We start from the raw sequence: 25030 nt of genomic DNA on the forward strand, positions 1-25030 counted from the left end.
GTCTCTACTCCGCTGGAACTGCTTTGGGTTGGGCCGCCGGTGATGGGGCCACCCGTGTGTCGATATGTTCACCCCGCGACATTTTCCGGGCCAGATAGAAGATGACCGCGATATAGGCGACAAGCAACACGGCATAGACAACCAGATAGGCAATCAGCGTGGACAGGACCATCGGGGCGGGCACATCAGCAACCGCTTCCTTGGTGGTCATCACGCCTTGCACCAGCCAGGGCTGCCGCCCGATTTCGGTCGTGTACCAACCGGCAAGTGTCGCGACCCAGCCGCTAAAGCTCATGCCGACCAGGGCATAGAGCATTGGCTTCGGCAGCCCCTCGATCCCGCGCCGCTTGCGTATCATCATGACAGAGGCGGTCCAGCTGATCAGCAGCATCAGCAGGCCCGTTCCGACCATCACGCGAAACGACCAGAAGACCGGATTGACCGGCGGGTGCTGCACCTCACCGTCGGCGGTGACAAAGTCGTTCAAACCCTGCACTTCGCCATTCCAATCATGTGTCAGGATGAAAGAGGCGAGGTTGGGAATGCCGATTTCAAACCGGTTCTCGCGAGCATCTTCATCCGGCAGGGCGAACAGGATCAGGGGCACGCCGGTATCGGTTTCCCAGTTCCCTTCCATCGCGGCGACTTTGGCTGGCTGATACTCTTTTGTGTTCAGACCGTGCAGGTCACCCAGCAGGATTTGCAGCGGGATCAGCAGTGCAGCAGCATAGACAGCCGTCTTCAGCGCCACCCGCACACCTGCGGTCCGCCCGCCGATCAGCCAGCGGAAGGCGCTGACACCAGCGATCAGGAAGCTGACCGTCAGGAAGCTGGCCAGCACCATATGGGCAAACCGATACGGCATCGATGGATTAAAGATGATGGCGGACCAATCGGTCGCATGTGCCACACCATCAATCATTTCAAAGCCTTGCGGCGTGTGCATCCACGAGTTCAGCACGATGATCCAGAAGGCCGACATCATGGTCCCGAAGGCGACAAGGAAAGTGGCCAACGTGTGCAACCAGTTGGGCACGCGGGAAAAGCCGAATAGCATGATGCCGAGGAATACAGCCTCTAAAAAGAAGGCCGTCATAATCTCATAGGCCAGCAATGGCCCCGCGATATTGCCGACTTTTTCCATGAAACCGGGCCAGTTGGTCCCGAATTGGAAGGACATCGTGATGCCGGATACGACACCCAGCGCAAATGACAGGGCGAAGATTTTTACCCAGAAGCGATAGGCTTCCATCCAGCGTTCCTGACCGGTGCTATTGTAGCGCAGTTTGAAAAACAGCAGCACCCAGCCCAACGCAATGGTGATCGTCGGGAACAGGATGTGGAACGAAATGTTTGCCGCAAACTGGATGCGGGAAAGAAGGAGCGTTTCCATTTGGCCCTCGTGTTACATACGGTCTGATCCGCTTGGTCCTCATATAGCCCGGTTTCGGAATAGTTCACGGGGGTGCGACAGCAGGGCGCGCATCGTTAGAATTGTTCTAAAGGTGGGCGAAATTATGTGATTTTTGCGTGACTTGTCACGCAACTTCCGAAAGGGTCAGGACGGCAAGACAGGAGGGTAGTATGACCGGATTTTTGACGACACATGTGCTGGATACGGCCAGCGGTCTGCCTGCAAAGGGCATGAAGATCGACCTCTATCGGCTGGAAGGTGAAAGCCGCGCACATATCGTCACGATGGTCACCAATGATGACGGGCGCACCGACAGCCCGATCCTGCCCGCCGCCGATTTCGCCGTGGGACGCTATGAACTGATATTTCAGGCGGGCGCCTATTTCGGGCGAGATGACGAACCCGCCTTTCTTGATGACATCCCGATCCGGTTCGGCATCAACGACCCGACATCGCATTATCATGTCCCGCTTCTGGTCTCGCCCTTCAGCTTTTCGACATATCGGGGAAGCTGATAGCATCGACACGGTTCACTTGCCAAACCGCCAGCGTGTGATCTGCTGATAAGGTGCATCAGGTGTCAGCATGATTGACGGAAAACCGCGGTGGTTTGGCGCGTCCGGCCAGCTTTGCGCCTCGATTGCCAGCCCTTCGTAAGTGCCGCGCCCCGGCCGCTTTGCCTGCCGCCCGTCATAGATCTGGATACCGGTTTCTGTGGTGGCCATGGTCATTTGCACACCTGACTGACCGGTCAGCCAGAACACATCGCGTAAACCTGTGCGCTCGTCCGACAGGCAGAAATTGTTGTCGAGCGGCGGTTTGCCCGGTGCGATCTTGCGGGCCGTACGGAAATCCATCTCTGTTCCGTTCACATCCGCAATCTCGCCGGTGGGGTATGCATTGTCGGTGCCGGGCAGATAGCGCTCGGCGGCGATGCAAAGCTGATGACCCGCCCATGTGTCGGTTCCATCAAGGTTCCAATAGCTGTGATTGGCGAAATTCATCAGCGTTTTGGTATCTGTCTGACCGGTGACGGTCATTGTCAGGTTTGCGGGGGCTGTCACTGCGAATGTCACTGTCACCTGACGATGTCCCGGCAACCCGCACATGCCGTCGGGCAGGGTGATCGACAGTGTTGCGCTGTTTTCGGTTACCTCAACAACATCCCAGACTTGCAGATGCGTGCCTTGCGCCCCCGAATGCAGATGGATGTAGCCCTTCTCGTTCCGCTCCAGCTCGTACACCATCCCCTCCAGCCGCACGCGCGCGGTACTGATCCGGTTAACAATCGGGCCGATCAGGCTGCCGTGATAGCGCATGTCGCCTTCATAGTCGGACAGGCTGCCCGAGCCGAGCGTCAGCGACCGGTCAACGTCTGCCAGCCACACATCCTGCAGGACCGCGCCCCAGGTCAGCAGGCTGACGGTCAGGTCGCCAGCGGACAGCGTGATCTTACGGACATCCTGGCCATCCGCAGTTGTTCCGAAAAGGATCACAGCGGTTCCCAATGCACACCGGCGGGCGGGATGCTCACATTGTTCCACTGCTGGGCCTTGGGCGCATAATTGAAAACAAATCGATGCGTGTCCGTTTCACGAATGCGCAGCCCCTGCGGCAGCGATTGGCGCGGCAGGTCCAGCGCATCGCACAAATCGCGGATGATCGTGTCAAACGTCGCGTCATCCGGCCAGCCCGCCAGGTAGCGGATGTGGTCGCCGCCCATTATCGCGGGCTGGCCCGCCTTGGTTCTCAGATGCACCGGCGCGGATCCGTCCAGATGTTCGAACCAATGCCAGAACCGTCCGCCGCCCTGTAGTTTGACCATCGCATCTGGGGGCATACTCTCGGTTAGTGCAACGGTGATATCGATGTCGGGCAAATCGGGGCCAAGAGGCGTCGGGATGTTCAGCTCATCGGTCTTGGTATCCGTGCGCGGCCCGACGAGGGCGATACCCTCGAACCGTGCCAGCGCCGCACGAAGCGGATCGGACAACGTCATGATACCGGGGGCGAGTACGAGCCTGTAAGCCGAAAGGTCGTTGGTATCCGGCGGCAGGATATCAATGTTCAAACCCGCCCGGCGCAGCGCGCGATAGGCATAGAAGGCCAGCCGGAACATGTCGAAATCCGCACCTTGTGGCTGGGCATCCCACGCCCAGGCACTTTCGTAATCAAAGATCAGCGCGGCTTGCGCCTGCGCTGTGCCGACATCTGGCAGGGCTGCGATTTCGTCGGCGACCTGCCGCGTCTCGGCCAGCGCCGGAGCCGGTTCACTGTCGGGCCGCAACAGCCCCGCATGCATCTGTTCCTGCGCGAACGGCGCCTGCCGCCAGCGGAAATAGCACACGGTCTCGGCGCCGTGGGCAAACGCCTCCCACGCCCAGAGCCGGGCCATTCCGTGAAGGGGGGCCGGATTGTAGGGCGCCCAGTTCACCGGGCCGGGCTGCTGTTCCATGACCCAAAGGCGACCCTTGCCGACCGCCCGGTAGAGGTCATGATGAAACGCCTGAAAGTCCGGATGCCCCTGCCGCAGGAATTTTTTCTTTTCTTTTGAAGTACCTTCGAGCCGATCTGAAAGGAAGCCAATCGGGTAACTATCCCACGACGCGATATCCAGATCCGCCCCGATCTTCCAATGATCGAACGTCGTGATCCGGCCCATGTAGTTGTGGATCAGGGGTGCATCGGTATGGCGGCGCAGTTCATCCGCCTGCACCTTGTTGAACGCCACCACCTGATCGGAACTGTAGCGGCGAAAGGCCAGTTGATGCGGGTGGTTGGGTTCGGTCACCGTCAGGTTGGGCAGGTCGATCTGGTCGAAATGGTCGTATTCCATCGACCAGAACACATTGCCCCAGGCCCGGTTCAGCGCATCGGTGGATTGGTATTTCTGCGCCAGCCAATCCTGAAAACCCCGCCGGGCCGCATCGGAATAACTCAGCGTTGTGTCGTGGCAATCATATTCATTGTCGATCTGCCAGGCCGCGATATGGGGGGTCTTGCCATAGCGTTCACCCATCAGCCGGGCGATGCGACGGCATTCCTCGCGATAGCCCAGATGGCTGAAATCATAATGGCGGCGCGAGCCGAATTTGCGCGGCCGTCCTTCCGCATCGACGGCGAGCATGTTGGGATGTTTATCCACCATCCAGCGCGGCGGGGTCGCTGTCGGCGTGCCAAGAATGATCTTCAGACCGGCTGAACCCAGCACATCAATCGCGTGGTCCAGCCAGTCCCATGTGAACGTGCCGGGGGTCGGCTCCATCCGGCTCCACCCGAATTCGCCGATCCGCACCCATGACAGGCCGGTGTCGACCATCCGCGCGGCATCATCGGCCCATTGATCCTCGGGCCAGTGTTCGGGGTAATAACAGACGCCAAGCGTGCGTTTCATGTCGGAACCTATGGGTGCGGGCGCTTACAGGATGACCTGATGTTCGCGCTGGCCAGTGATGTTGGTTGGGATGGCGAATGTCTTGCCTTCGTCGTCTCCACTAAGCCCGACAGCGGCAGAGGTGCAATAGAGTGTCTGCAGATCCGGTCCGCCAAATGCGGGGCAAGAGGTTTGCCGTGCGGGGAACGCATGCGCCCTGATGAATTTTCCATCAGGCCTGTATCCTGCCACCCGCGCGGTGCCCCATTGCGCATTCCACAGGTTGCCAGCCGCATCGACGACCGCACCATCAGGCCGGAAGTCGGTGCCGGTTAGATCGATATGCAATATAGGGTCGCCATCAGGCCAACCATCGGCATCCAGCGCCACGCGCATGATCTGCTGGGTCGGCGTATCTGTGAAATAGGCGGTCTTGCCATCCGGGGCAAAGCAGATTGCGTTACTGATTGTAATCTGCGCGAAAAGTTGCCGCAGCTCGCCCTTGTAGTAGCGATAGATTGCGCCTGCACCCTTCTCGGCCTCAATCCCCATGGTCCCGATCCAGAACCCACTCTGCGGGTCGGCACGGCCATCGTTGGAGCGTGTGACAGGATTGTCGGCTTCAAGTGGGCAGACTTCTTCGTGATCCCCGGTCGTGATTTCAAACCGATGCAGCGCGCGGGCCGACGCGACCAGCAGCGTATCACGGTCAACCCAGCCGGCCGCGCTGACATAGGTATCGAACTGCCAGTGCTGGCCTTTGGTGTGAAGTCGGTGCCCCAGAATATCGAACCAGAACAGCTGTTCGCGTTCGGGATGCCAAAGCGGGCCTTCGCCCAACTGGCATTGGGTATCGTCAAAGATCATCCGGCAGCCTCATCAAAGGCGGCAACCATGTCTTTCGCTCGGGCGGTGACCTCGGCCACCGACAGCCCAGGTTTGTAAAGGGCGGAGCCGATGCCAAACCCATCAGCACTCGCTGCCATCCATTCGGCGAAATTATCGGCCCCAGCACCGCCAACCGCATAAACCTGCGTACCCGGCGGCAGGACCGCACGGATTGCCTTGATCCCGTCGGGGCCAAGCAAGCTCGCCGGAAAAATTTTCAGCCCATCCGCGCCCCACTTCAGCGCCTCGAAACACTCGGTTGGGGTCATCACGCCCGGCCAGCTTTGCATGCCCGCATTCTTGGTCGCCACAATCACCCGCTGGTCGCAATTGGGCGACACGATCAGCTTGCCACCCACCTGAGCGACCCGGCCCACATCGTCGGTCGACAGAACCGTGCCCGCCCCGATCAGCGCGTCATTCCCATGGGCATCGACCATCCGCTTGATGCTTTCAAACGGGGTGGGTGAGTTCAGCGGCACCTCGATCTTGGTGATCCCGGCATCGATCAGTGCGGTCGCCGTGGGTGCCGCCTCAGGCGGAGTAATACCACGCAAAATGGCGATCAATGGGCGTGACATGGGCTATCCTTTCAGACGGCGATAAGCAGCGGTAAGGCCCGCAATGGTGATAGCGTCGCCCTGCACTTGCGTGGCCGGGGCATGTTGCGCGGCGAGCGCATCGACATAGAGTTTTGAGAGGCCGCCAGCCCCGATCACGGCGATCTGCTGACCCAGCCAATAGGGTTTCGCAGCGGCCAGTTCCGCACCGATCAGAAGGCCCGACAGGCGGGCGCGGGCGGCAGCACCGGACAGGTCATTCAACAGCCCCTCGGCCCGCAACGAGAACAGGCGCGCAGCCAGCCGTTCGGGCCGGGCCATCGCATCAGCCACAGCCGCGGCGAATGCGTCATCATCCCAGCCCTCGGTAGCGATAGAATGGCGCAGAACCGTATGTTCGCTGATCGTCGCAAACAACTCTCCCGTCATGAAGGTCTGGAAACTGACAACCTCATTGGCGCTGACATGCACCCATTTCGTATGGGTGCCGGGCAGGCAGATCACACCGTCCCAGTTCTTGTTGCGGGCCAGAAAGCCCGCGATCTGGGTTTCCTCGCCGCGCATCACATCCGCCGGGCTGGTTTGCTTGACCCCGGGAATGACATAGACCTGCAGATCAGGATGCTGCGCCGGGGCGCGGGCGAACCCTTCGGGCAAGGCAGGGCAGGGAACCGCGCTATAAGGCGCCTCGACCCAGCCTTGGCGCGATCCGACCATGCCGCAGGCAATCACCGTCACCGGGCCGTTGATCCAGTCACCCACGGTACGCAACAACTCCGGCTCGAACGCATCGCGCGCCAGCTCACCCATGCCTTTGTCAGACCGGGCCTCGGCCAACACCGTGCCAGACGCCGACATTGCCCAGGCCCGCATATTCGACGTGCCCCAATCCACCGCGATCCAGTCTGGCTTGATATCGCTCATCCTGCGTGCACCACCCCTGCGTCAATCACCATGACTTGTCCTGTCATCATGGCCGATGCGTCGGAGGCAAGAAAGAGGGTTCCGCCAACCATATCCGCAGGCTGGATGAATTCCTTGAGACATTGTTTTTCGAGGAAGGCCACTTTCGCCTCTGGCGTGGCCCACAGGGTTTCCTGTTTCTCGGTGAACACCCAGCCGGGGGCGATGGCGTTGACCCGGATGCCTTTCGGTCCCCATTCGCGGGCCAGCGCGCGGGTCATGCCGGTGATGCCTGCATTCGCGCTGACATAGGGAACCATGCCAGCAGCCCCCATCATGTAAGTGATGGAGGAGAAGTTGATGATTGATCCTTTATCGGCCATTAACTCCGCTGCTTTCTGGCAGGCAAAGAAATAGGCCTTGAAGTTCACCGCCTGGCTGTCGTCCCAGACCTCCGGCGTGATCTCCATCGCGTCGTAACGCATGTCGTTGGCGGCGTTGTTGATCAGCGCCGCGAAGGGGCCGTGCGCCTGCGCCGCCTGTTCCATCGCTGCCTGCAAAGCAGCGGTATCCGTGATGTCGCACTGAATGAATAGCGGGCGATTGCCATAAGCCTTGTCCATCGCCTCCACAAAAGCGCTGGCATCCGACCGCCCGACAAAGGCGACCTTGGCACCCTGCGCCAGAAACCCTTCGGTCAGGGCCGCCCCAATGCCATTGCCCCCACCTGTGATGAATACCGACGCACCTTTCAAATCGTGGAATGTCGCGCTCATAGCCGCTCCCCCTCCAACACCCACATCCGCTCGGGGAAGGACCACGGCAAGGTCACACCATGGCGCATCAGATATGTGCCGGTGACCTCCATCGCGCTCGATTTCAGGATCGGGTTGCCGCGCGACAGGCGCGGGGCGCTTTCACGGTTGATCAGGCGGACACGGTAGGTGGCGTCAGGGTCCAAACCGGTCAGGCGCAAAGGGCGGGGCGCGATCTGGGCGCTGGTCGCGGCTTTACCAGCAAACACGACAAACCGGTCCTTGTCGCGGGCCAGTTGCTGTTCAGCCATCACCGCCGGATCGGCACTGTCCAGCCGCAGGATATCGGCGGTCTGCAGCCAGTGGCGGTGATGTTTCCACCAGCTTGTGACCTCTTTCAGGACGGCGGTCTCACGTGCGTCCAGCTCGCGCGGGTCCATCTCGAATCCCATATGGCGCTGGGCGGCGACCCAGGCGCGGAAGCTAATATCCAGCGTGCGGCCCGAGGTATGGCATACACGCGGCCCGACATGGGACCCGGTGACCGCCAACGGCAGGAACAGCGCCGCATCATGCTGAATCCGCAACCGTTCCAGCGCGTCATTGCTGTCCGACAGCCAAACCCGCTGCGTGCGCTGCATGATCCCGAAATCAATCCGGCCCCCGCCAGAGGCACAGCTTTCAATCTCTACATCCGGGAAATCGGCGCGCAGCCGGTCGATCAGGGCGTATGACCCGCGTGTCTGCGCCGCATCCGGCATCGGCAGCACCCGGTTATGATCCCACTTGATATAGTCGATATGATGATCACGCAGGATCGCCGACATCCGGTCATAAAGGAAATCGCGCACCTCTGGTAGCGCCATGTTCAGCGCCTTTTGCTGGCGGCCAAGGGTTTGATCCTCTGCCCCGAACACCCAATGCGGGTTGGCGCGGTGGATGTCGCTGTCTTCGTTGATCATCTCGGGCTCGAACCACAGGCCGAACGTCATGCCCAATGAATGCACATGGTCGATCAGCGGGTGCAGCCCGTCAGGGTATTTGCGCGGGTCCACCGTCCAGTCCGATAGGCTGCGCGTGTCGTCATCGCGATTCCCGAACCAGCCGTCATCCAGCACAAACCGTTCCGCCCCCAGTTCCGCCGCTCGATCCGCGATGTCCTGCAGCACAGGCAGCTTGTGGTCGAAGTAGACAGCTTCCCAACAATTGTAATGCACCGGGCGCGGCGCGCTGGGTTTCGGCCATGTCACGATCCGGTCGCGCAAATGGCGCTGGAACGCGACGGCACAGCCGTTCAATCCACGGTCGGAATAGGCGATATAAAGGGGTGCGGTCTTGAACTGCGTCGCAGGCTCGGTCTCCATCCTTGCGGCATGGCCCCACTGGATTTGACGGCGGCCATCCTGCAATTCCTCGGCGATCATCTTGTGCCCGCCTGACCAGCCATAGTGAAAGGCATAAGCCTCCCCTTCGGTATTGGTGGCCCCACGGCATGGAACAATCAGACCGGGGAAATGTTCATGCCCGGTGCGCCCCGTCCGGTTCTCGCGATAGCGCATGCCGGGCGACCATGCGGTGCGGGACAGCTGAAATTCACCACACCAGCGGCCTGACACATCGATCATTTCATCCGATTGCTGCGGTCCGGGCAGAACGGGCGCGGCCAGCCAATGCAGATGCACAGGTCGGGTTGCGTCCAGCGTGGTCTGGCAGGTGATGATATGGGTCTCGGGGTCGGACGCGAAACTGACGGTCAGGGTCAGACCATTGGCCTTGTCGGCATAGGTCAGCTCCAGCGTGCCGTTCTGTTCGACACTTTCGAAATAGAACTTTGGCAGTAGCGGCGTGCCGTCCGTATCGCGCACGATCAGCCCCGGCTGGCCGGGGAAACTGCGCGTCGCCTCGGGACAGATCGACAGGTCCGGGTTTTCGTCCAGCATCCCGCCCGTGACGTCAATCGCGTGGGCGGCATGTAGCGTGTTCAGGTTTTCATCGGCGGGCAGAACTGCCCCCCAATATACCACCTCGGGCAGGCGGTCGTTGGTGGCCGCCAAGACAAGCGTCTGGCGGCCATCGTCAATACGATAGGTCCGGTTCATGGTGATCTTACTTTACGGCCCCAAGGGTCAGACCCGCGATAAAGTGCTTCTGCATCAGAAAGAACATCGCGACAGGGGGAAGGGCGGCGACAATGGAACCCGCGCTCATCAAATGATAGGCGGCGCGGAACTGTGAATTGAACTCGGTAATCCCGGCGGTGACCGGTTGGGCGTCAGGCCCCTGGGTCAGGACAACCGCCCAGAAATAGTCGTTCCAGATGAAGGTGAAGATCAGGACGGCAAGGGCAGCCAGTGCGGGTTTCATCAATGGCAGCACGACAAACAGGAAGATGCGCCATTCGGCAACACCTTCAACGCGCGCGGCCTCGATCAGCGGGAAGGGCAAGGCGCGGATAAAGTTGCGCATGAACAGCGTGCAGAACCCGGTCTGGAACGCGACATGGAACAGAACCAGCCCCAGCTTGGTATCATAGAGGTTCATGCTGACCGTCAGGTCGCGGACCGGCACCATCAGGATCTGAAAGGGGACAAAGTTGCCCGCAATGAAGATGAAAAAGATAAGAAGGTTACCCTTGAACTTGTAAACACCCAAGGCAAACCCGGCCATGCAGGACAGCGCCACCGCACCGATCACCGTGGGGATGGTGATCAGAAGCGAATTCATCAGGTAGCGCGGCATGTTCGATTCAAAGAACACCTTGCCGTAATTGTTGAACGCCTCGAAACTGCTGGGAATGCCCCAGTAATTGCCATTGGTGAAATCGGCATCAGGCTTGATCGAAAACAGGGCGACAGCCAGAAGCGGCAGAAGCCACACGATCAGGGCAACAGGCAGGAACGCCTGATAGGTGATCTGCGCGGAGCGAGGGCGTTTTTCAATCGGTGTCGGAAACATCAGCGGGCTCCCTTTTCATCTTGGTACATGGACCACAGGAAGTAGACGATAAAGCCCAGCATGATGAAGAACAGGACAACGGCAATCGCCGCCCCGTATCCCATGCGGAACCCGAATTCGGATAGCGATTCCTCGAACATGTAGAACGACAGGACCCGGGTGGAGCCGAACGGCCCGCCATTGGTCATCACGCTGATAAGATCGAAGGACCGCAACGCGCCGATGATCGTCACCACAAAGGCGATGAACGTGGCGGGTTTTAGCTGCGGCAGGATCACATACCACAGCATCTTGCGGCCCTTGGCGCCGTCCAGCCGTGCGGCTTCGACTTGTTCGGGGTCCACGGCATTCAGGCCGGTCAGATACAGGATCATGCAATAGGCCGTCTGCGGCCAAAGGCCTGCGGCGATGATGCCATAGGTGGCCGTGCTGGGATTGCCCAGAACACCACCGCGAATGTCGACACCAAAGAAGCCGGTGATCACGTCGAACAGGCCATCGTTTGGCAGGTAGAACCACGAGAAAACCAGACCGACGACAACCTGAGAAATCACGAAGGGAAAGAAGAACAACGACTTGTAAAGCCGGATGCCTGTGACCGTCTGGTTCAAGAACAGCGCGATGAACAGACCCGCCGGAATGGCCAGCAGATACAACACCAGCCAGCGCAGGTTGTTCCAGAACGAGACCTCGAACTTGCGGTCGATATTCTGATCACCAATGCCCAGCAGACGTTCATAATTCGCCGTGCCAACCCATGTCTTTTCACCCAGCCCGTCCCAATCATGAAGGGAAATCCAGAAGGACTGACCGATGGGGATGATGACGTAGACCGCAAAAAACAGCATTGCGGGTAGCAGGAATAGCCACGGCGTGATGGCAATCTCGTTGCGTTTGTACCAGCTGCGTTGTGGCTGCGTGGCATCCGTACTGGGAACGGCCGGTGATACCGACATGGCGTTTCTCCTGATGGGTCAACACATGCGAAAAGCCAGCGGGCCTTGCGGATGGGTTGAGAAGAAAAGGGCGGGCCGCGTTGGCCCGCCCCAAATCGTGATTACTGATAGATCCGCTGACGGGTCTCTTCCAGACGCTCAAGGATGTCGTCCAGATTGTCGGGGAACACCATGAACTCCTGCAGGCCTTCCATGCCGACCGATGCCATTTCAGCGTCAAAGTCGCGGTCAAAGAACTGCATGATGCCGCCACCAGCATTGTTCGACAGCATGTCAAAACCCTGCTCGAGGAACTTGTCCGCGTCGATGGATGAATTCGCATTCACCGGCAGCTGACCCAAGGCGTCACCGCCATTGATCTTGGTCTGGACGTCGGCAGATGTGACGAAGCGCAGGAACTCCTTGGCTGCGTCCATGTTCTGCGCACCGGATGCGATGTGGAACGTGTCCGTTGGCGCATCTTCGGCGTAATCGACATCAGCGTTGATGACGGGGAACTGGTAGAAATCCAGTTGATCGTCAGTCAGACCGCCATCACGCATCGCCGCCACAGCAAAGTTACCCATCAGGTAAGCAGCGGCGTCGCCGTTCAGCATGAAGGGCAGGGCTTCCTGCCAGCTGAAGTTCTGGTGATCATCGATAAAAGCGCCCATGTCGATCAGCTGACGCCAGTTAGCGAATGTCTGACGGACACGGTCATCTGTCCACGGCACTTCACCACGGGCCAGTTCCATGTGGAAATCATAGCCGTTGGTGCGGCTGTTGATGTAGTCAAACCAGCCGCCAGCGGTCCACAGGAACTTGGTGCCGATGGTGTAGCACTTCACACCATTGTCGAGCAGGGTCTGGCAGTTAGCCATCTCTTCTTCCCAGGTGGTCGGCTCTGACAGGCCATACTGGTCGAAGATGTCTTTGCGATAATAGACGCCCCACTGGTAGTAGGTGTAAGGTACACCCCACTGCTTGTCGTCGAGGGTCATCGCACCTTTGGTGGATGCCAGTGCCTCGAACTCAGGCTCGGCCCAAAGGTCAGAGATATCGGCGAACAGACCGGCATCCACATAAGGACGCATGCGGTTGGCCGCATACCAGTTCACCACGTCGGGCGGGTTGGCACCCAGCGCGTTACGGATCTGGGTTTTCCACGCTTCGCGGTCAACGATGGTTAGCTCGACATTCAGGTCGGGGTGCAGTGCGCCGAAATCGGCAACCATGCCCTCCATCACGGCCCGCGGGGCGGGGTTTGACATGTCGGAAATGATGCGCAGATCGCCTGACAGCGATGCGTGTGCATCGGCAAAGGCGGCAGTCGCCGACACGCCAGCAGCAACGAACGCCGCAAGCGACGTCTTTAGAATGGAATGCATGGTATCCTCCCTAGGTGCTTCCATAGTGTTACCCTGTCTCATTATTTGAAACTTGGTTTTGGATATTGATACTAAACCGCGACTCGGCTAGCCTTGTCAACAGTCCAAGGCTGCACCGGAGAGGAGAACGGTGTCAAAGGCCGCAAAGGACGGGGAGGGATCATGGGACATGTGACCGGTGACGGCACAGTCGGCAAAGCACTACATGTGCTGGATCAGGTGGCGGCCTTCGGTCGGCCTGTCCGGTTTGCCGAATTGCTGGCCCAGTCTGACTATCCCAAACCCACGCTTTACCGGTTCGTGCAGACGCTCACAAACCAGCAGATGCTGGCCTATGACCCGGATCGGCAGACCTACGCCCCCGGTATCCGGCTGGTGCGTCTGGCCCATGCCGCCTGGGAACAGTCAACGCTTGCACCAATCGCGCGGCCCCATATCGACGCACTCAGCGCAGCCGTTGGCGAAACGGTGCATCTGGCGCAACTTGACAATGCGCAGGTGCTTTACGTCGACAAGCGCAACGCTGGCAAACCCGTCCAGATGTATAGCCAGGCTGGCAAGGTTGGCCCGGCCTATTGCACAGGTGTAGGCAAGGTGATGCTGGCCTTTACCGACACCGACAGCATGGACCGGATCATCGCGCAACAAAGCTTTCACAAATTTACCGTGCACACGCTGACCGATGCAGAGGCCCTGCGCGAAGAACTCGCCGATATCCGCAGCAACGGCTATGGCTTTGACCGCGAAGAACACGAACCGGGGATCATCTGCATCGCCATGCCGATCCTGTCAGAAGGTGGCCGGGTGCTGGGGGCCTTGTCAGTCACCAGCACGACAGGGCGCACCAATCTGGCCGGGCTCGAAGGCTATGTGCCGATTTTGAAAGAGACTGCCGAAAAGATCGCAAGGGACGCCCAGAACTGGAGCTTCCCGGACTATGAAACAAAAGAAGCAACGGGGATTTAGACCATGTCAGGTGTTACGCTGAACAAAGTGATCAAGCGCTACGGCGATGTGCAGGTCATCCACGGGATCGATCTGGAAATCAATGACGGCGAATTCTGCGTCTTTGTGGGCCCGTCGGGCTGCGGCAAGTCCACGCTCTTGCGGATGGTGGCGGGCCTTGAGGAAACCACCGAAGGCCAGATCAATATCGGCACCCGTGACGTGACCCGCATGGACCCGTCCGAACGCGGTGTCGCGATGGTGTTCCAGACCTACGCGCTTTACCCGCATATGACGGTCAAGGACAACATGGGCTTCGGGTTGAAGATGAACGGCCATCCCAAGCCCGAGATCGACAAGAAAGTGGCCGAGGCCACCCGTATTCTGAAACTGGAACAATTTCTGGATCGCAAACCATCGGCCCTGTCCGGTGGTCAGCGCCAGCGTGTGTCCATCGGGCGGGCCATTGTGCGCGGGCCAGAGGTGTTCCTGTTCGATGAACCGCTCTCGAACCTTGACGCGGAGCTACGGGTGGAAATGCGTGTCGAAATCGCCCGCCTGCACAAGGAAATCGGGGCGACGATGATCTACGTCACCCATGACCAGGTCGAGGCGATGACGCTGGCCGACAAGATCGTGGTGCTGCGCCTTGGCAAAATCGAACAGGTGGGCGCGCCGATGGATCTTTATCGCGATCCCGACAACAAATTTGTGGCTGGCTTTATCGGGTCACCTGCGATGAACTTTGTGAATGGCGTCGCCAATGGCGGCAGCGTCAGCGCGCCGGGCCTTGGCGCAAGCTTTGATGGGTTGATCAGCACCGCTTATGACGGCAAAGCGGTCAGTGTCGGTGCCCGGCCGGAACATATTCTGATTGATCCCGCAGGCGACACCCACACAGTCGAGCTGACAGAAAGCCTGGGCGGCGTGTCCTTTGCCTATCTGACCAGCGACACCGGCGAGCGTGTGATTGTCGAAGAACGGGGCGATGACCGCTCTGCCGAAGGGGCGAAAGTGGGTATTCACATCGATCCCAAGCGCATCTATCTGTTCGACGCAGAAACAGAGGCGCGCATTCGCAGCTAGGGCACCAGAATTTTCGAAAATTCTGGACAAAATTCTTACCAAGAATTTTGGCACAGGCCGCACCGGCGCGCACCAGTGGGAGGTGCCGGTGATATTGCACGTTGACGATATTCGTGCCGCTTACGAGGCGATCCAATCCGCCACGATCTGCACACCGACAGTGCCCGCCACCCGGCTGTCGCACCATCTGGGCATCGACCTTTATCTCAAGCTTGAAAACCTGCAGCACACCAACGCGTTCAAGGCGCGCGGTGCGCTTGCCAAGCTGCTGACCCTGTCCGAAGACGCGCGCAAACATGGCGTCATAGCATGCAGCGCGGGCAACCACGCGCAAGGCGTTGCCTTCCATGCCACTCAGCTGGGCATTCCGTCCACCATCGTGATGCCCGAAGGCACGCCCTTCAACAAAATCCAGCGCACCAGCGATTTGGGGGCTGAGGTGGTGATCCATGGGGCGGGCTTTGACGACAGCGTGCAGTTCACGCTTGATCTGGCGGCAGAGCGTGGCATGACCTTTATCCATCCCTTTGATGATCCTGTTGTGGCCGCTGGGCAGGGCACCGTCGCGCTTGAGATGCTCGAACAGCAACCCGATCTGGATTGCATCGTCGTGCCCATCGGCGGTGGCGGGCTGATCGCGGGAATCGCCGTGGCGGCGAAGGCAATCAAACCCGAGATCGAAATCATCGGCGCGCAGGCCCATGTCTTTGACGCAGCCAAGGCCCATTTCGACGACACCAGCCCCAATTTCGCCGGGTCCACGCTGGCCGAGGGTATCGCCGTGCGCAAGCCCAGCCCCGGCAATCTGGACGTTATCCGCAAGCTGGTCGACCGGGTGGACAGCGCCACTGAGCCGGAAATCGAACAGGCGGTATTCGATCTGTTATCCTATGAAAAGCTCGTCGCGGAAGGGGCCGCCGGTGCGGGGCTGGCCGTTATCAAGAAACATCTCGACCATTTTGCGGGTAAGAAAGTCGGGCTGGTCGTCTGCGGCGGCAATATCGACTCGCGGCTGCTATCCACCCTGATTGTGCGCGGCTTGATGCGCGACGGCCGGATCACCCGGCTGGTGTTCGAAATCGACGATACGCCCGGGCAGTTGTCCAAGATTTCAAGGATCATCGGGGATGCGGGCGCGAACGTGATCGAAGTGATCCACCAGCGGATGATGCAAAGCGTTTCGCTGAAACAGGCGGAACTGGAAATCGTGATCGAAGCCCGCGATCAGGCCCACGTGGACAGTATTCTGAAAGTTCTGCGCGACGCTGGGCTGAAGGTGCGGGTGCCGCAGGATTTGTGATGCGTAACACCGTCCCGGACCTGATCCGGGACCTCACCGCTTCCCGTAATACAGCCCCACCACATGTTCGGCCTGCGCAAAGAACAGCCAGCGCAAGGTCAGAACCCCCGCGATATGGGCCAGCACGGCCAGCGCTGCAAAGACATGCGGAAACGGCAGCAGCAGCAAAACCACCGGCAGCACGAAGGCCAGTCCAATCGTGATGATCCGCAACTGATCGGCATGTTTGCGGCCCACCACATGAATGAACTCGCGCATCAGGTAATTGGTGCCCGTATGCGGCGGCTCGAACGCGCGAACCTTGCCGATATGGCCCAACCCGGTGGAGGTCGCCATCGTCGTGCCAGCCTCGGCAAATCGCCGGTCGCCCATGCCCCATGCGAACATCTGCAAAATGCCCCCGATGATCAGCAGAACCGCAGCGATGCGGACCTGCCCCGCGAGCAAAGCACCACCGCCAAGCGACAACAGCAGATACATCGCCGGGGTGGTCCAGTGCCGCCAGCGGGGCACGGTTTTCATCTGGGCATAGATCATCGACGTTGTGAACACGACGCCCAGCGATGCCAACCCGCCGATGATACCGACTAACCCCAGCCGGGTACCCGCAAAAATCAGCCCGGCCCCATAGATCGCCATCACGATCAGGGCAAAAACAGCGCAGACACCTTCACGGCTCAGCCAGCTTGTCTTCCACTGGCTGAACGCCTTGATCGCCCGTTCGGGATGACCGAGGTGAAACGTGGACGCAATCAATCCGCCGACTGCAAAGAGATAGGCAATGGCAAACCAGATAAACGCGTCCCACCCCGTCGGGACCAGCACACCCATGCCCAGCCAGAACAACAGACCGAACCCAAGGCCCGAAAACGTATTGAAAATGATAACTGATGCTGCGGGATGCATTAATTCGCGCCTCCGGGTAGGGCGGACAGTGCCTTGTCCAGCCAATGGGCAAAGCCCGCGCCGTCCTGTGCCACAGGCTCCAGATAGGGCGCCAGAATATCGATCTGCGGTTCCACATCCTTGGGCCGCGGCGGCAGGTATTTGTTGACCGGTTTCGTGCCTTGCTCGGGCATCAGGTCGAACCCGCCACGTTCCGCGACAAGCTGTGACACGTCACTGTCCGGGTCGCCCAGATCGCCGAAGTGCCGGGCCCCTGCAGGGCAGGTGCGCACACAGGCAGGCTGGCGGTCTTCTTCGGGCAGGTTCTCGTTATAGATACGGTCGACGCAAAGGGTGCATTTCTTCATCACACCCTCCTTGGCGTCCAGCTCCCGCGCGCCATAAGGGCAGGCCCAGGCGCATAGGCCACATCCGATACAGTCACTTTCATTGACCAGAACGATCCCATCCTCGACCCGCTTGTAACTGGCCCCTGTCGGACAGACGGTCACACAAGGGGCATCCTCGCAATGCAGGCAGGATTTCGGGAAATGGATCAGCTGTGCGGTACCCTGTTCCGGCTGCACCTCGTAGGAATGCACGCGGTTCAGGAACGTACCAGACGCGGCCCCGGAATAGGCGTTCTGGTCTGACAGTGGCGCGCCATAATTCTCGGTATTCCAGCCTTTGCAGGACACCACACAGGCATGACAGCCCACGCAGGTGTCCAGATCAATCACAAGGCCCAGCTTCTTGGCGGAGGGCGGGGGGAGTTGGGTCATACAAAGGCCCTTTCGGATTGGGGCGGCATGGTCAGGCCGGAGGGTGCACAGGCACATGGGTCCCAAGTGACAATGAACCAGATGAAGCTACCAAATGTCAGGGTGACAAATGCAGCGATAAGGAGAAGGATTTGGCGGTTGGTCATACTACTAACCCTCGACTGGCACTGCGGCGGCCCGGCAAATTTCGCGCAGTGCAGCTAGCACCTTCACGCGATCTGGTGCCTGCGGAGGGATTTCGATGCGTAAGGCATCGATTGCATCAGAGCACACTGTCTTGTCGACGGTAAGTGTAACGGCCGACGGCTCTATCTTGATCCAGCGCACCAGATCGTAGCCACTGTTCGACTGATCATTGACTTCGATGTGAAGCCCCCCAAGGCCGAGGGCCTTGTCTTGCGGATCTGACCCATCAGCCAAGGAAAGCGTTACATACTCTGCGCCCGCGCTGTCAGTTGCGAAGCCTACATAGGTTGCACCGTCTTCCTCGAATGCGGACAAAATGTTGGCGATCATTCCCCAACCTTCCATTCCAGTGCGCTCGGCCCCTTGCCCACCGGCGACTTGATCGGGGGCAGCGCCGGTTGTGCCTCGTTCGGCACCGCGGATTTCTCGATCTTCACGCGCAAATCAAACCACGCTGCTTGACCCGTGATCGGGTCGGAATTGGCCCAACGCAGCCCATCCCCCTTGGGCGGCAGCAATTCATGGATCAGGTGGTTCAGCAGGAACCCCTTGGTCGCCTCGCTCGCATCCTCACCCAGCGCCCAGGCGCCCTTGCGCTTGCCGATGGCGTTCCAGGTCCAGACGGTGTTTTCGTTCAGCGACGCCTGATGCGCAACCGGCACCACGATGGACCCATGCGCCGATGTTACCTTGGCCCAATCACCCTCCGCAAACCCGTTCGCCTCCCACACCTTGGTCGGGACATAAAGCGGGTTATGTCCGTGGATTTGCCGCAGCCACGCGTTCTGGGTGCCCCAGGAATGATACATCGCCATGGGCCGTTGAGTCAGGGCGTGGATCGGGTATTCCATCGGGTCCACATGCCCATCCTCGAAAGGCGGATACCAGATCGGCAGTGGGTCCATCGTGACCTTGATACGGCCACGCAGATGCTCTGGTGGCTGGCGGGTGCCGATCCCTTCGGCGGCCGCCTGAAACTTGCGCAGGGGTTCGACGTAAAGCTGAAAGATATAGGGCTGTTCTACATCGTAGAACCCCATCTTCACCGCCCAGTCCTGATAATCCTTGCTGAACGGTTTGTAATAGGCGGCGTTTTCGGGAACATGCTCGATCCAGAACCCGCCATTGGCGATATAAGCCTGCAACTGGTCGGGGTTCACATCGCCGCGCCCCTTGCCGGACCCATCGGCGTTCCGGAAACCTGCCAGCGGGCCAATGCCGGGGCGGCGGATATGGTTGGTGATGTAATCGGCATAATCGGCGTATTTCTGGCTGCCATCGTCATTGACAAACCCCGGCAGGCCCAGCCGCCCACCCAGTTCGCACAGCACCGACTGGAACCCGCGCACATCGCGGTCCGGCTCCACCACCGGCCAGCGGATCGCATCGGCCACGCCATCAGCCTCGCAAATCGGACGGTCGAGCAGCGAAATGCAATCATGCCGCTCCAGATAGGTCGTGTCGGGCAGGATCAGGTCGGCATAGGCCACCATTTCCGATGAATACGCGTCTGAATAGATGATGTGCGGAATGACATATTCGCCATCCTCGCCCTTGTCCGTCAGCATCTTCATCACACCGCCGACATTCATCGACGAATTCCAAGACATGTTGGCCATATACATGAACAGCGTGTCGATCTTGTAAGGATCGCCCGCATGGGCGTTCGAGATCACCATATGCATCAGCCCATGGGCCGACATCGGGTTTTCCCAGCTATACGCCTTGTCGATCCGGGTCGGCTTGCCATCCGCGTCGATCAGCAAATCCTCCGGCCCATGGGTATAGCCAAGATGCGGACCGTCCAGCGCCGCACCCGGCGTGACCTTGCCATGCGGTTTCGGGTGGGCGGTCGCAGGCTTGGGGTAGGGCGGTTTGAACCGCATGCCGCCCGGCACCTCGACCGACCCGAGGATGATCTGCAACACATGCAGCGCGCGGCAGGTCTGGAACCCGTTGGAATGCGCCGAAATCCCGCGCATCGCGTGGAATGACACTGGTCGCCCCACCATCTTTTCGTGTGTCTTGCCCCGGAAATCCGTCCACTCCCGATCCAACTCAATCGCCTGGTCAAAGGCGACGCGGGCCAGATCAGCCGCAATCGCGCGAATACGTTTCGCCGAAATACCGCAGCTTTCCGCAACTGCCTCTGGCGCATAATCATCCGACAGATAACGATCCGCCATCAGATGAAACACCGGGCGGTGGGTCACACCCTTGGCGCGATGGGTGGCGGCCAGATCAGGCTCCACCCCTTGTCCGTTCCACGGGGCCAGCGCCCCGGTGCGCCGGTCGATGACCTGCGGCTGACCATCGGCATCGCGCAAAAACAGGCCGAACTGATCCGATTTGGGGTCTTCATTCACCAGTACAGACGCATTGGTGAACCGCGCCAGATAATCCAGATCAACTTTGCCCGCCTTCATCAGGCAATGGATCAGCGCAAGGATGAACTGCCCATCGGTGCCCGGCGTGATGCCCACCCAATCATCGGCCACCGCGTTATAGCCGGTGCGGATCGGGTTCACCCCGATCATCCGCGCCCCACGCGCCTTGATCTTGCCGATGCCCATCTTGATCGGATTGCTGTCATGGTCCTCGGCCACGCCGAACAGCATGAAGAGTTTGGTATGGTCCCAGTCCGGCTGACCAAATTCCCAGAACGCACCGCCCATCGTGTAGATGCCAGCGGCAGCCATATTCACCGAACAGAACCCCCCATGGGCGGCATAGTTCGGGGTGCCAAACCCCTGTGCCCAGAAGGACGTGAAAGATTGCGACTGATCGCGACCTGTGAAGAACGCCAGCTTCTCGGGGGCTTCGGCTCGAATGGGCGCCAGCCAATCCGTCGCAATCGTTAGCGCCTCTTCCCAGGAAATCTCCTCGAACTCGCCCGACCCGCGCGGGCCGACGCGCTTCAGCGGCGCCCGCAGCCGCGACGGCGCATTATGCTGCATGATGCCCGCGCTGCCCTTGGCGCACAGCACCCCCCGGTTCACCGGATGATCCTTGTTGCCCTCGATATAGGCGACCTTGCCACCCTTCATATGCACATTGATCCCGCAGCGGCAGGCGCACATGTAGCAGGTCGTCTTGCGCACCTCGTCCGAAACCTTGGGCGACGTATCAAGCTGGGGCTGATCAAGGGACATGGGGCAAACCTTTCAAGCGAATTGTGTGCGGACAAGGGCCGCACCTGCCAGCGCGCACAAAAGCGACAGGCAGAAGGGGCGATAATAGGCGGCGAAGCGCGGGGTGAACAGCCATTGGCCGGTAAACACACCTGCGGCGGTTGGTAGCGCAAAAGCCAAGCCACGCCAGACGGCCTGCATATCCATGACATCAGCGAGCACGTAATAGATCAGTGACGTGAACATGCTGATGAACAAAAACAGCACCAGCGCCGCGCGCATCTTGGCCGCCGTGGCATCCTGCGACAGCACATAAAGCGCCACAACCATGCCACCGACATGGGCGACCCCGGTCACGATCCCGGCCACAAGGCCCGACAGGTAAAGGCCTGCGCGCGTCGCCAGAAACGCCAGCCTGATCTTGGCCAGTTGGGTCACTGCCAATACGATGATGACCACCAGCACGATCAGCTTCGATGTCTCCACCGGCAGCGATGTCAGCAAGGCCAGACCAATCGGCACACCGACCGCGGAGCCGATGACAAGACCCATGACAATGCTCCGGTCCGCCTCCCGCCAGCCGGACCGCGCCATCATCAGTGATGCGACCATCTCCAGACACCAGCAGATTGGGATCAGCTGGATCGGAGGCAGGATCAGAACACCTGTCGCCATCACCATCGCCGACAGGGCAAATCCCGAAAACCCACGCACGATGCCTGCGACCACCACGATCACGGTCAGGATCACAAACTCCTGTCCGGTCAGATCGGTAAGGGTCAGCAGGGCATCCATCCGTCAGCGCCCCTCGGCCATCAGGGCCAGCGCATCGCGGGCGATCTGTTTCTCTTCGTCGGCTTCAATGACATGCACCGGCACGTCGCCAAACAGCGACAGATGCTGCATGATCCTATCGCGGACAGGGGCGGCATTCTCACCAATCCCCCCGGTAAATGCGACAGCATCCAAGCCGCCCATCGCGACAATGGCCGATCCGGCATGGCGGGCGGCCCAATAGCAGAAATGCTCGACCGCGAATTTGGCGGCATCGTCCTCGCGCTCCAGCAGATGTTTCATGTTCCAATCACCCGCCAGCGCCCGCAGACCGGAGTTGTTGTTGAGCATGCGGTCGGTCTCATCCTCGCCCAACGATTTTGACATCCGCAGCACCGCTGCCCCGTCAATATCACCGGCACGCGTTCCCATCGTCAGACCCGATAGCGGCGAATACCCCATCGAGGTCGCGATGGATTTGCCGTGATGAATGGCGCAGAGGCTGGTGCCGTTGCCCAGATGGAATGCGAGCAGACGCTCGGGCAATGCATCACCGAAATCGGAGACCATGTTGTCGTAGCTCAACCCGTGAAACCCGTACCGGCGTATGCCCGCATCATGATGGGTCTGCGGGATGGCGTAGCGTACCGCAACCGGGGGGTTCGTGGCATGAAACGCGGTGCCGAAGCTGCAATATTGCGGCATGTCAGGCGCTGTTTTCTGCAGCGCGTAGATACCGGCGAGGTTATTGGGGTTATGCAGCGGGGCCAGCGGAATGACGCTTTCAATCGCGGCAATCGCGGTGGGGGTCAGACGGGCCGGCTGAGTCAAGATCGTGCCGCCATGCACCACACGATGCGCGGCTGTCTTGAACGCGGTCAGCGGATATCCCGCAGCGGCCAGTGCGTTCAGCATCAGATCAAGTGCTTCGGCGTGATCGCGGGTTTCGACCTCTTTCACTTCATCGCCCAGCCGCAGCTGCCCGGATGTACCAAGGTTGGTCACCCGTCCCTTGATGATGCTGTTTAGTTCCTCGTCGAAGACCTTGATTTTCAATGAGGATGAGCCGGCGTTTAGAACTAGGATCATTTTGGCAACCCGCATTTGATCGATGCCAAAGCCGCAGAAGCAATTCGCGCGGCTGGTGGATCGGCCCGCGAGGTCAGCAGGATCGGCACCTTCGCCCCCGTCACAACACCCGCCGCACAACCCCCAGTCAGATAGACGAAGGCTTTGAAGAGCGCATTGCCCGACACGATATCCGGCACGATGATCGCATCGGCCTGCCCCGCCACAGGATCAGCGGTCAGCTTCTTGGTCGCCACCGCCTTGGGCGACATGATCAGATCGAACGCTAGCGGCCCTGACACATCCACACCGTCCACATTCTCTCGCGCCCACCCTGCCAGCGCCTGCCCGTCCATCGAAGACGGCACCGACGGAATAGCGCTCTCTGTCGCCGACAGGATCGCGATCTTGGGTCGGTCATTGCCCAGCCGGTTCAGCAGATCCTTCACCTCGATAATCGACGACTGGCGCGTCGCCAGATCAGGGGCCACGTTCACGGCGGCATCCGAAATCAGGATCGGGCGACCGCCATCCGGATGGGTGATATGAAAGATATGCACAAACCGCTGCCCTGTGCGCAGCCCCGCATCGCGGGACACGGCGGCCTTCATGAACACATCGGTGTGCAATTGCCCCTTCATCAACACATCCGCCTCACCCGCACCACACAGGGCGGCGGCCACGCGGCCCGCTTCCTCCTCACCCGTGGTGTCGTGCAGGGCATAGCCCATAATATCCCAGCCCAGCTTATCCGCCTCGGCGCGGATCATATCCGCCTCACCCACGAACACAGGCACCATGATGCCGGCCTTTGTCGCGTCCTCTGCGGCCTCCATCGGCAGCGGCGCACCGGCGCGGGCGATCGCCACCCGTGGCGCACCAAACCGCTTGGCCCGGTCGATCAGGTCTTGCGGGGCCTGTGCCTCGCGGGTGGAAAGAAACGGTGATGTCATGTCAGATCCCTATCATGGCGCGCAGCAGTCCAAGCACGGACAGCGTCAACAGCAACATCACCGCAAATCGCCGGAATGTGGAGGGGGAAGCAGCCAGAAACTGACGCCCCCCCAGCCAGACACCCAGACCCAGCAGTGGAAAGGCCAGGCCGACACCCAACGCGGTTTCCCATGTGACCAACCCACCGGCCCAAAGAAGAGGCATGGTGATCAGGTCGAGGCCCGTCAGGTAGACGATCATTGTGGCGCGAAATCGGGCGGCTTCCATTGGCTGGGCCGTCATGAATGCGGCAACGGGCAGACCGCCGATCCCCGCGCTGTTGCACAGGCCCGACACCATGCCGACGCCAATATGACCGGGGCTGCGGATGGTGCGCTGCAACGTCCAGCCCGAGAGCAGGACCAAGGACATCACCAGAACGATCAGCGATACCGCCAGCCGCACGGTCCCTTCGCCCAGCGACAGGATGAACCAGACCGACGCGGGCAAAACCACCGCCGCCCCCGCGAGCAACGCAAACACCCGCCGCCAGTCCACAGCCCCTTGAATGCCGCGGGCCTGAAAGACTGTCATGAGCATTTCGCATGAAAACACCACCGGTATCAGCGGGAGCGGGTTGGTCAGCAAAGCCGCGAAGGCAATGAAGATCGCCGAAAACCCGAAACCCGAATAGCCCCGGACGAACGCGGCCCCCAGCAGTGCAATAGCCAGGGCCGCCGTCGTGCCGGGGCCAAGATCGAATGGCACC

Annotated in this window: 23 protein-coding genes; 4 read left to right on the top strand and 19 right to left on the bottom strand. The window is 60.1% G+C overall.

The window, feature by feature from the left end; genetic code table 11:
- Positions 1-4 precede the first annotated feature (4 nt).
- On the bottom strand, positions 5-1393 hold the full coding sequence (locus tag ACFWW4_RS06445; RefSeq protein ID WP_411890087.1) for a cytochrome ubiquinol oxidase subunit I: 1389 nt from the start codon (positions 1391-1393) through the stop codon (positions 5-7).
- Between the two features lie 191 nt (positions 1394-1584).
- Between ACFWW4_RS06445 and uraH the strand changes: the two genes are divergently transcribed.
- Positions 1585-1929 (top strand): hydroxyisourate hydrolase, encoded by a 345-nt coding sequence (gene uraH / locus ACFWW4_RS06450; RefSeq protein WP_411890088.1) that lies wholly within the window; start codon positions 1585-1587, stop codon positions 1927-1929.
- A 15-nt stretch (positions 1930-1944) separates the two neighbouring features.
- Here uraH and ACFWW4_RS06455 read toward each other — a convergent pair whose 3' ends face one another.
- The 10 genes from ACFWW4_RS06455 to ACFWW4_RS06500 form a co-directional block, all read right to left on the bottom strand.
- Positions 1945-2910: an aldose epimerase family protein gene (locus ACFWW4_RS06455; protein WP_411890089.1), complete on the bottom strand. Its 966-nt coding sequence runs from the start codon at positions 2908-2910 to the stop codon at positions 1945-1947.
- Entirely contained in the window at positions 2907-4808 is a 1902-nt protein-coding gene (locus tag ACFWW4_RS06460; RefSeq protein ID WP_411890090.1) for a beta-galactosidase, read from the bottom strand. The genes ACFWW4_RS06455 and ACFWW4_RS06460 overlap by 4 nt, the downstream gene beginning before the upstream one ends.
- Positions 4809-4832: 24 nt before the next feature.
- Positions 4833-5654 (bottom strand): SMP-30/gluconolactonase/LRE family protein, encoded by an 822-nt coding sequence (locus ACFWW4_RS06465; protein ID WP_411890091.1) that lies wholly within the window; start codon positions 5652-5654, stop codon positions 4833-4835.
- On the bottom strand, positions 5651-6256 hold the full coding sequence (locus tag ACFWW4_RS06470) for a 2-dehydro-3-deoxy-6-phosphogalactonate aldolase (protein WP_411890092.1): 606 nt from the start codon (positions 6254-6256) through the stop codon (positions 5651-5653). The genes ACFWW4_RS06465 and ACFWW4_RS06470 overlap by 4 nt, the downstream gene beginning before the upstream one ends.
- A gap of 3 nt (positions 6257-6259) precedes the next feature.
- Complete coding sequence (locus tag ACFWW4_RS06475; protein ID WP_411890093.1) at positions 6260-7159, bottom strand: 2-dehydro-3-deoxygalactonokinase; 900 nt, start codon at positions 7157-7159, stop codon at positions 6260-6262.
- Complete coding sequence (locus ACFWW4_RS06480) at positions 7156-7914, bottom strand: SDR family NAD(P)-dependent oxidoreductase (RefSeq protein WP_411890094.1); 759 nt, start codon at positions 7912-7914, stop codon at positions 7156-7158. Before ACFWW4_RS06480 ends, ACFWW4_RS06475 begins: the two co-directional genes overlap by 4 nt.
- On the bottom strand, positions 7911-9992 hold the full coding sequence (locus ACFWW4_RS06485; protein WP_411890095.1) for an alpha-galactosidase: 2082 nt from the start codon (positions 9990-9992) through the stop codon (positions 7911-7913). The genes ACFWW4_RS06480 and ACFWW4_RS06485 overlap by 4 nt, the downstream gene beginning before the upstream one ends.
- Positions 9993-9999: 7 nt before the next feature.
- The gene (locus ACFWW4_RS06490; protein WP_393926670.1) at positions 10000-10848 is read right to left on the bottom strand and encodes a carbohydrate ABC transporter permease; all 849 of its coding nucleotides are present in this window, start codon (positions 10846-10848) and stop codon (positions 10000-10002) included.
- Positions 10848-11804: a carbohydrate ABC transporter permease gene (locus ACFWW4_RS06495; protein WP_411890096.1), complete on the bottom strand. Its 957-nt coding sequence runs from the start codon at positions 11802-11804 to the stop codon at positions 10848-10850. The genes ACFWW4_RS06490 and ACFWW4_RS06495 overlap by 1 nt, the downstream gene beginning before the upstream one ends.
- A 101-nt stretch (positions 11805-11905) precedes the next feature.
- Positions 11906-13171, bottom strand: a complete 1266-nt coding sequence (locus ACFWW4_RS06500) for an ABC transporter substrate-binding protein (RefSeq protein ID WP_393926668.1) — start codon at positions 13169-13171, stop codon at positions 11906-11908.
- A 171-nt stretch (positions 13172-13342) separates the two neighbouring features.
- Here ACFWW4_RS06500 and ACFWW4_RS06505 point away from each other — a divergent pair, with 171 nt between their 5' ends.
- From ACFWW4_RS06505 to ACFWW4_RS06515, 3 genes are all read left to right on the top strand, one after another.
- Positions 13343-14137: an IclR family transcriptional regulator gene (locus tag ACFWW4_RS06505; protein ID WP_411890293.1), complete on the top strand. Its 795-nt coding sequence runs from the start codon at positions 13343-13345 to the stop codon at positions 14135-14137.
- A 3-nt stretch (positions 14138-14140) separates the two neighbouring features.
- Entirely contained in the window at positions 14141-15202 is a 1062-nt protein-coding gene (locus tag ACFWW4_RS06510) for an ABC transporter ATP-binding protein (protein WP_393926667.1), read from the top strand.
- Between the two features lie 88 nt (positions 15203-15290).
- A complete protein-coding gene (locus ACFWW4_RS06515; RefSeq protein ID WP_411890097.1) occupies positions 15291-16502 on the top strand; it encodes a threonine ammonia-lyase in 1212 nt (403 codons plus the stop codon).
- 33 nt (positions 16503-16535) lie between these two features.
- On the opposite strand, the gene ACFWW4_RS06520 is transcribed toward ACFWW4_RS06515, so the two are convergent.
- The 8 genes from ACFWW4_RS06520 to ACFWW4_RS06555 form a co-directional block, all read right to left on the bottom strand.
- Positions 16536-17408: a dimethyl sulfoxide reductase anchor subunit family protein gene (locus tag ACFWW4_RS06520; protein ID WP_411890098.1), complete on the bottom strand. Its 873-nt coding sequence runs from the start codon at positions 17406-17408 to the stop codon at positions 16536-16538.
- The gene (locus ACFWW4_RS06525) at positions 17408-18169 is read right to left on the bottom strand and encodes a 4Fe-4S dicluster domain-containing protein (RefSeq protein WP_411890099.1); all 762 of its coding nucleotides are present in this window, start codon (positions 18167-18169) and stop codon (positions 17408-17410) included. Before ACFWW4_RS06525 ends, ACFWW4_RS06520 begins: the two co-directional genes overlap by 1 nt.
- Positions 18170-18319: 150 nt before the next feature.
- A complete protein-coding gene (locus tag ACFWW4_RS06530) occupies positions 18320-18685 on the bottom strand; it encodes a hypothetical protein (RefSeq protein ID WP_411890100.1) in 366 nt (121 codons plus the stop codon).
- Positions 18682-21507, bottom strand: a complete 2826-nt coding sequence (locus ACFWW4_RS06535) for a molybdopterin oxidoreductase family protein (RefSeq protein ID WP_411890101.1) — start codon at positions 21505-21507, stop codon at positions 18682-18684. The genes ACFWW4_RS06530 and ACFWW4_RS06535 overlap by 4 nt, the downstream gene beginning before the upstream one ends.
- Positions 21508-21519: 12 nt before the next feature.
- Complete coding sequence (locus tag ACFWW4_RS06540; protein WP_411890102.1) at positions 21520-22281, bottom strand: TSUP family transporter; 762 nt, start codon at positions 22279-22281, stop codon at positions 21520-21522.
- A gap of 3 nt (positions 22282-22284) precedes the next feature.
- Positions 22285-23349 (bottom strand): acetate/propionate family kinase, encoded by a 1065-nt coding sequence (locus ACFWW4_RS06545; RefSeq protein WP_411890103.1) that lies wholly within the window; start codon positions 23347-23349, stop codon positions 22285-22287.
- Complete coding sequence (locus tag ACFWW4_RS06550; protein ID WP_411890104.1) at positions 23346-24281, bottom strand: phosphate acyltransferase; 936 nt, start codon at positions 24279-24281, stop codon at positions 23346-23348. Before ACFWW4_RS06550 ends, ACFWW4_RS06545 begins: the two co-directional genes overlap by 4 nt.
- Before the next feature lies 1 nt (position 24282).
- The gene (locus tag ACFWW4_RS06555; RefSeq protein ID WP_411890105.1) at positions 24283-25029 is read right to left on the bottom strand and encodes a sulfite exporter TauE/SafE family protein; all 747 of its coding nucleotides are present in this window, start codon (positions 25027-25029) and stop codon (positions 24283-24285) included.
- Position 25030 lies beyond the last annotated feature (1 nt).

This window comes from Yoonia sp. SDW83-1, assembly GCF_046762885.1.
Lineage (GTDB): Bacteria > Pseudomonadota > Alphaproteobacteria > Rhodobacterales > Rhodobacteraceae > Yoonia.

What these genes read in the sequence shown, in the direction of transcription:
- ACFWW4_RS06445 (WP_411890087.1), bottom strand. Translation starts at nt 1,393, where the DNA reads ATGGAAACGCTCCTTCTTTCCCGCATCCAGTTTGCGGCAAACATTTCG.
- uraH (WP_411890088.1), top strand. Translation starts at nt 1,585, where the DNA reads ATGACCGGATTTTTGACGACACATGTGCTGGATACGGCCAGCGGTCTG.
- ACFWW4_RS06460 (WP_411890090.1), bottom strand. Translation starts at nt 4,808, where the DNA reads ATGAAACGCACGCTTGGCGTCTGTTATTACCCCGAACACTGGCCCGAG.
- ACFWW4_RS06465 (WP_411890091.1), bottom strand. Translation starts at nt 5,654, where the DNA reads ATGATCTTTGACGATACCCAATGCCAGTTGGGCGAAGGCCCGCTTTGG.
- ACFWW4_RS06470 (WP_411890092.1), bottom strand. Translation starts at nt 6,256, where the DNA reads ATGTCACGCCCATTGATCGCCATTTTGCGTGGTATTACTCCGCCTGAG.
- ACFWW4_RS06475 (WP_411890093.1), bottom strand. Translation starts at nt 7,159, where the DNA reads ATGAGCGATATCAAGCCAGACTGGATCGCGGTGGATTGGGGCACGTCG.
- ACFWW4_RS06480 (WP_411890094.1), bottom strand. Translation starts at nt 7,914, where the DNA reads ATGAGCGCGACATTCCACGATTTGAAAGGTGCGTCGGTATTCATCACA.
- ACFWW4_RS06485 (WP_411890095.1), bottom strand. Translation starts at nt 9,992, where the DNA reads ATGAACCGGACCTATCGTATTGACGATGGCCGCCAGACGCTTGTCTTG.
- ACFWW4_RS06490 (WP_393926670.1), bottom strand. Translation starts at nt 10,848, where the DNA reads ATGTTTCCGACACCGATTGAAAAACGCCCTCGCTCCGCGCAGATCACC.
- ACFWW4_RS06495 (WP_411890096.1), bottom strand. Translation starts at nt 11,804, where the DNA reads ATGTCGGTATCACCGGCCGTTCCCAGTACGGATGCCACGCAGCCACAA.
- ACFWW4_RS06500 (WP_393926668.1), bottom strand. Translation starts at nt 13,171, where the DNA reads ATGCATTCCATTCTAAAGACGTCGCTTGCGGCGTTCGTTGCTGCTGGC.
- ACFWW4_RS06510 (WP_393926667.1), top strand. Translation starts at nt 14,141, where the DNA reads ATGTCAGGTGTTACGCTGAACAAAGTGATCAAGCGCTACGGCGATGTG.
- ACFWW4_RS06520 (WP_411890098.1), bottom strand. Translation starts at nt 17,408, where the DNA reads ATGCATCCCGCAGCATCAGTTATCATTTTCAATACGTTTTCGGGCCTT.
- ACFWW4_RS06525 (WP_411890099.1), bottom strand. Translation starts at nt 18,169, where the DNA reads ATGACCCAACTCCCCCCGCCCTCCGCCAAGAAGCTGGGCCTTGTGATT.
- ACFWW4_RS06530 (WP_411890100.1), bottom strand. Translation starts at nt 18,685, where the DNA reads ATGATCGCCAACATTTTGTCCGCATTCGAGGAAGACGGTGCAACCTAT.
- ACFWW4_RS06535 (WP_411890101.1), bottom strand. Translation starts at nt 21,507, where the DNA reads ATGTCCCTTGATCAGCCCCAGCTTGATACGTCGCCCAAGGTTTCGGAC.
- ACFWW4_RS06540 (WP_411890102.1), bottom strand. Translation starts at nt 22,281, where the DNA reads ATGGATGCCCTGCTGACCCTTACCGATCTGACCGGACAGGAGTTTGTG.
- ACFWW4_RS06545 (WP_411890103.1), bottom strand. Translation starts at nt 23,349, where the DNA reads ATGATCCTAGTTCTAAACGCCGGCTCATCCTCATTGAAAATCAAGGTC.
- ACFWW4_RS06550 (WP_411890104.1), bottom strand. Translation starts at nt 24,281, where the DNA reads ATGACATCACCGTTTCTTTCCACCCGCGAGGCACAGGCCCCGCAAGAC.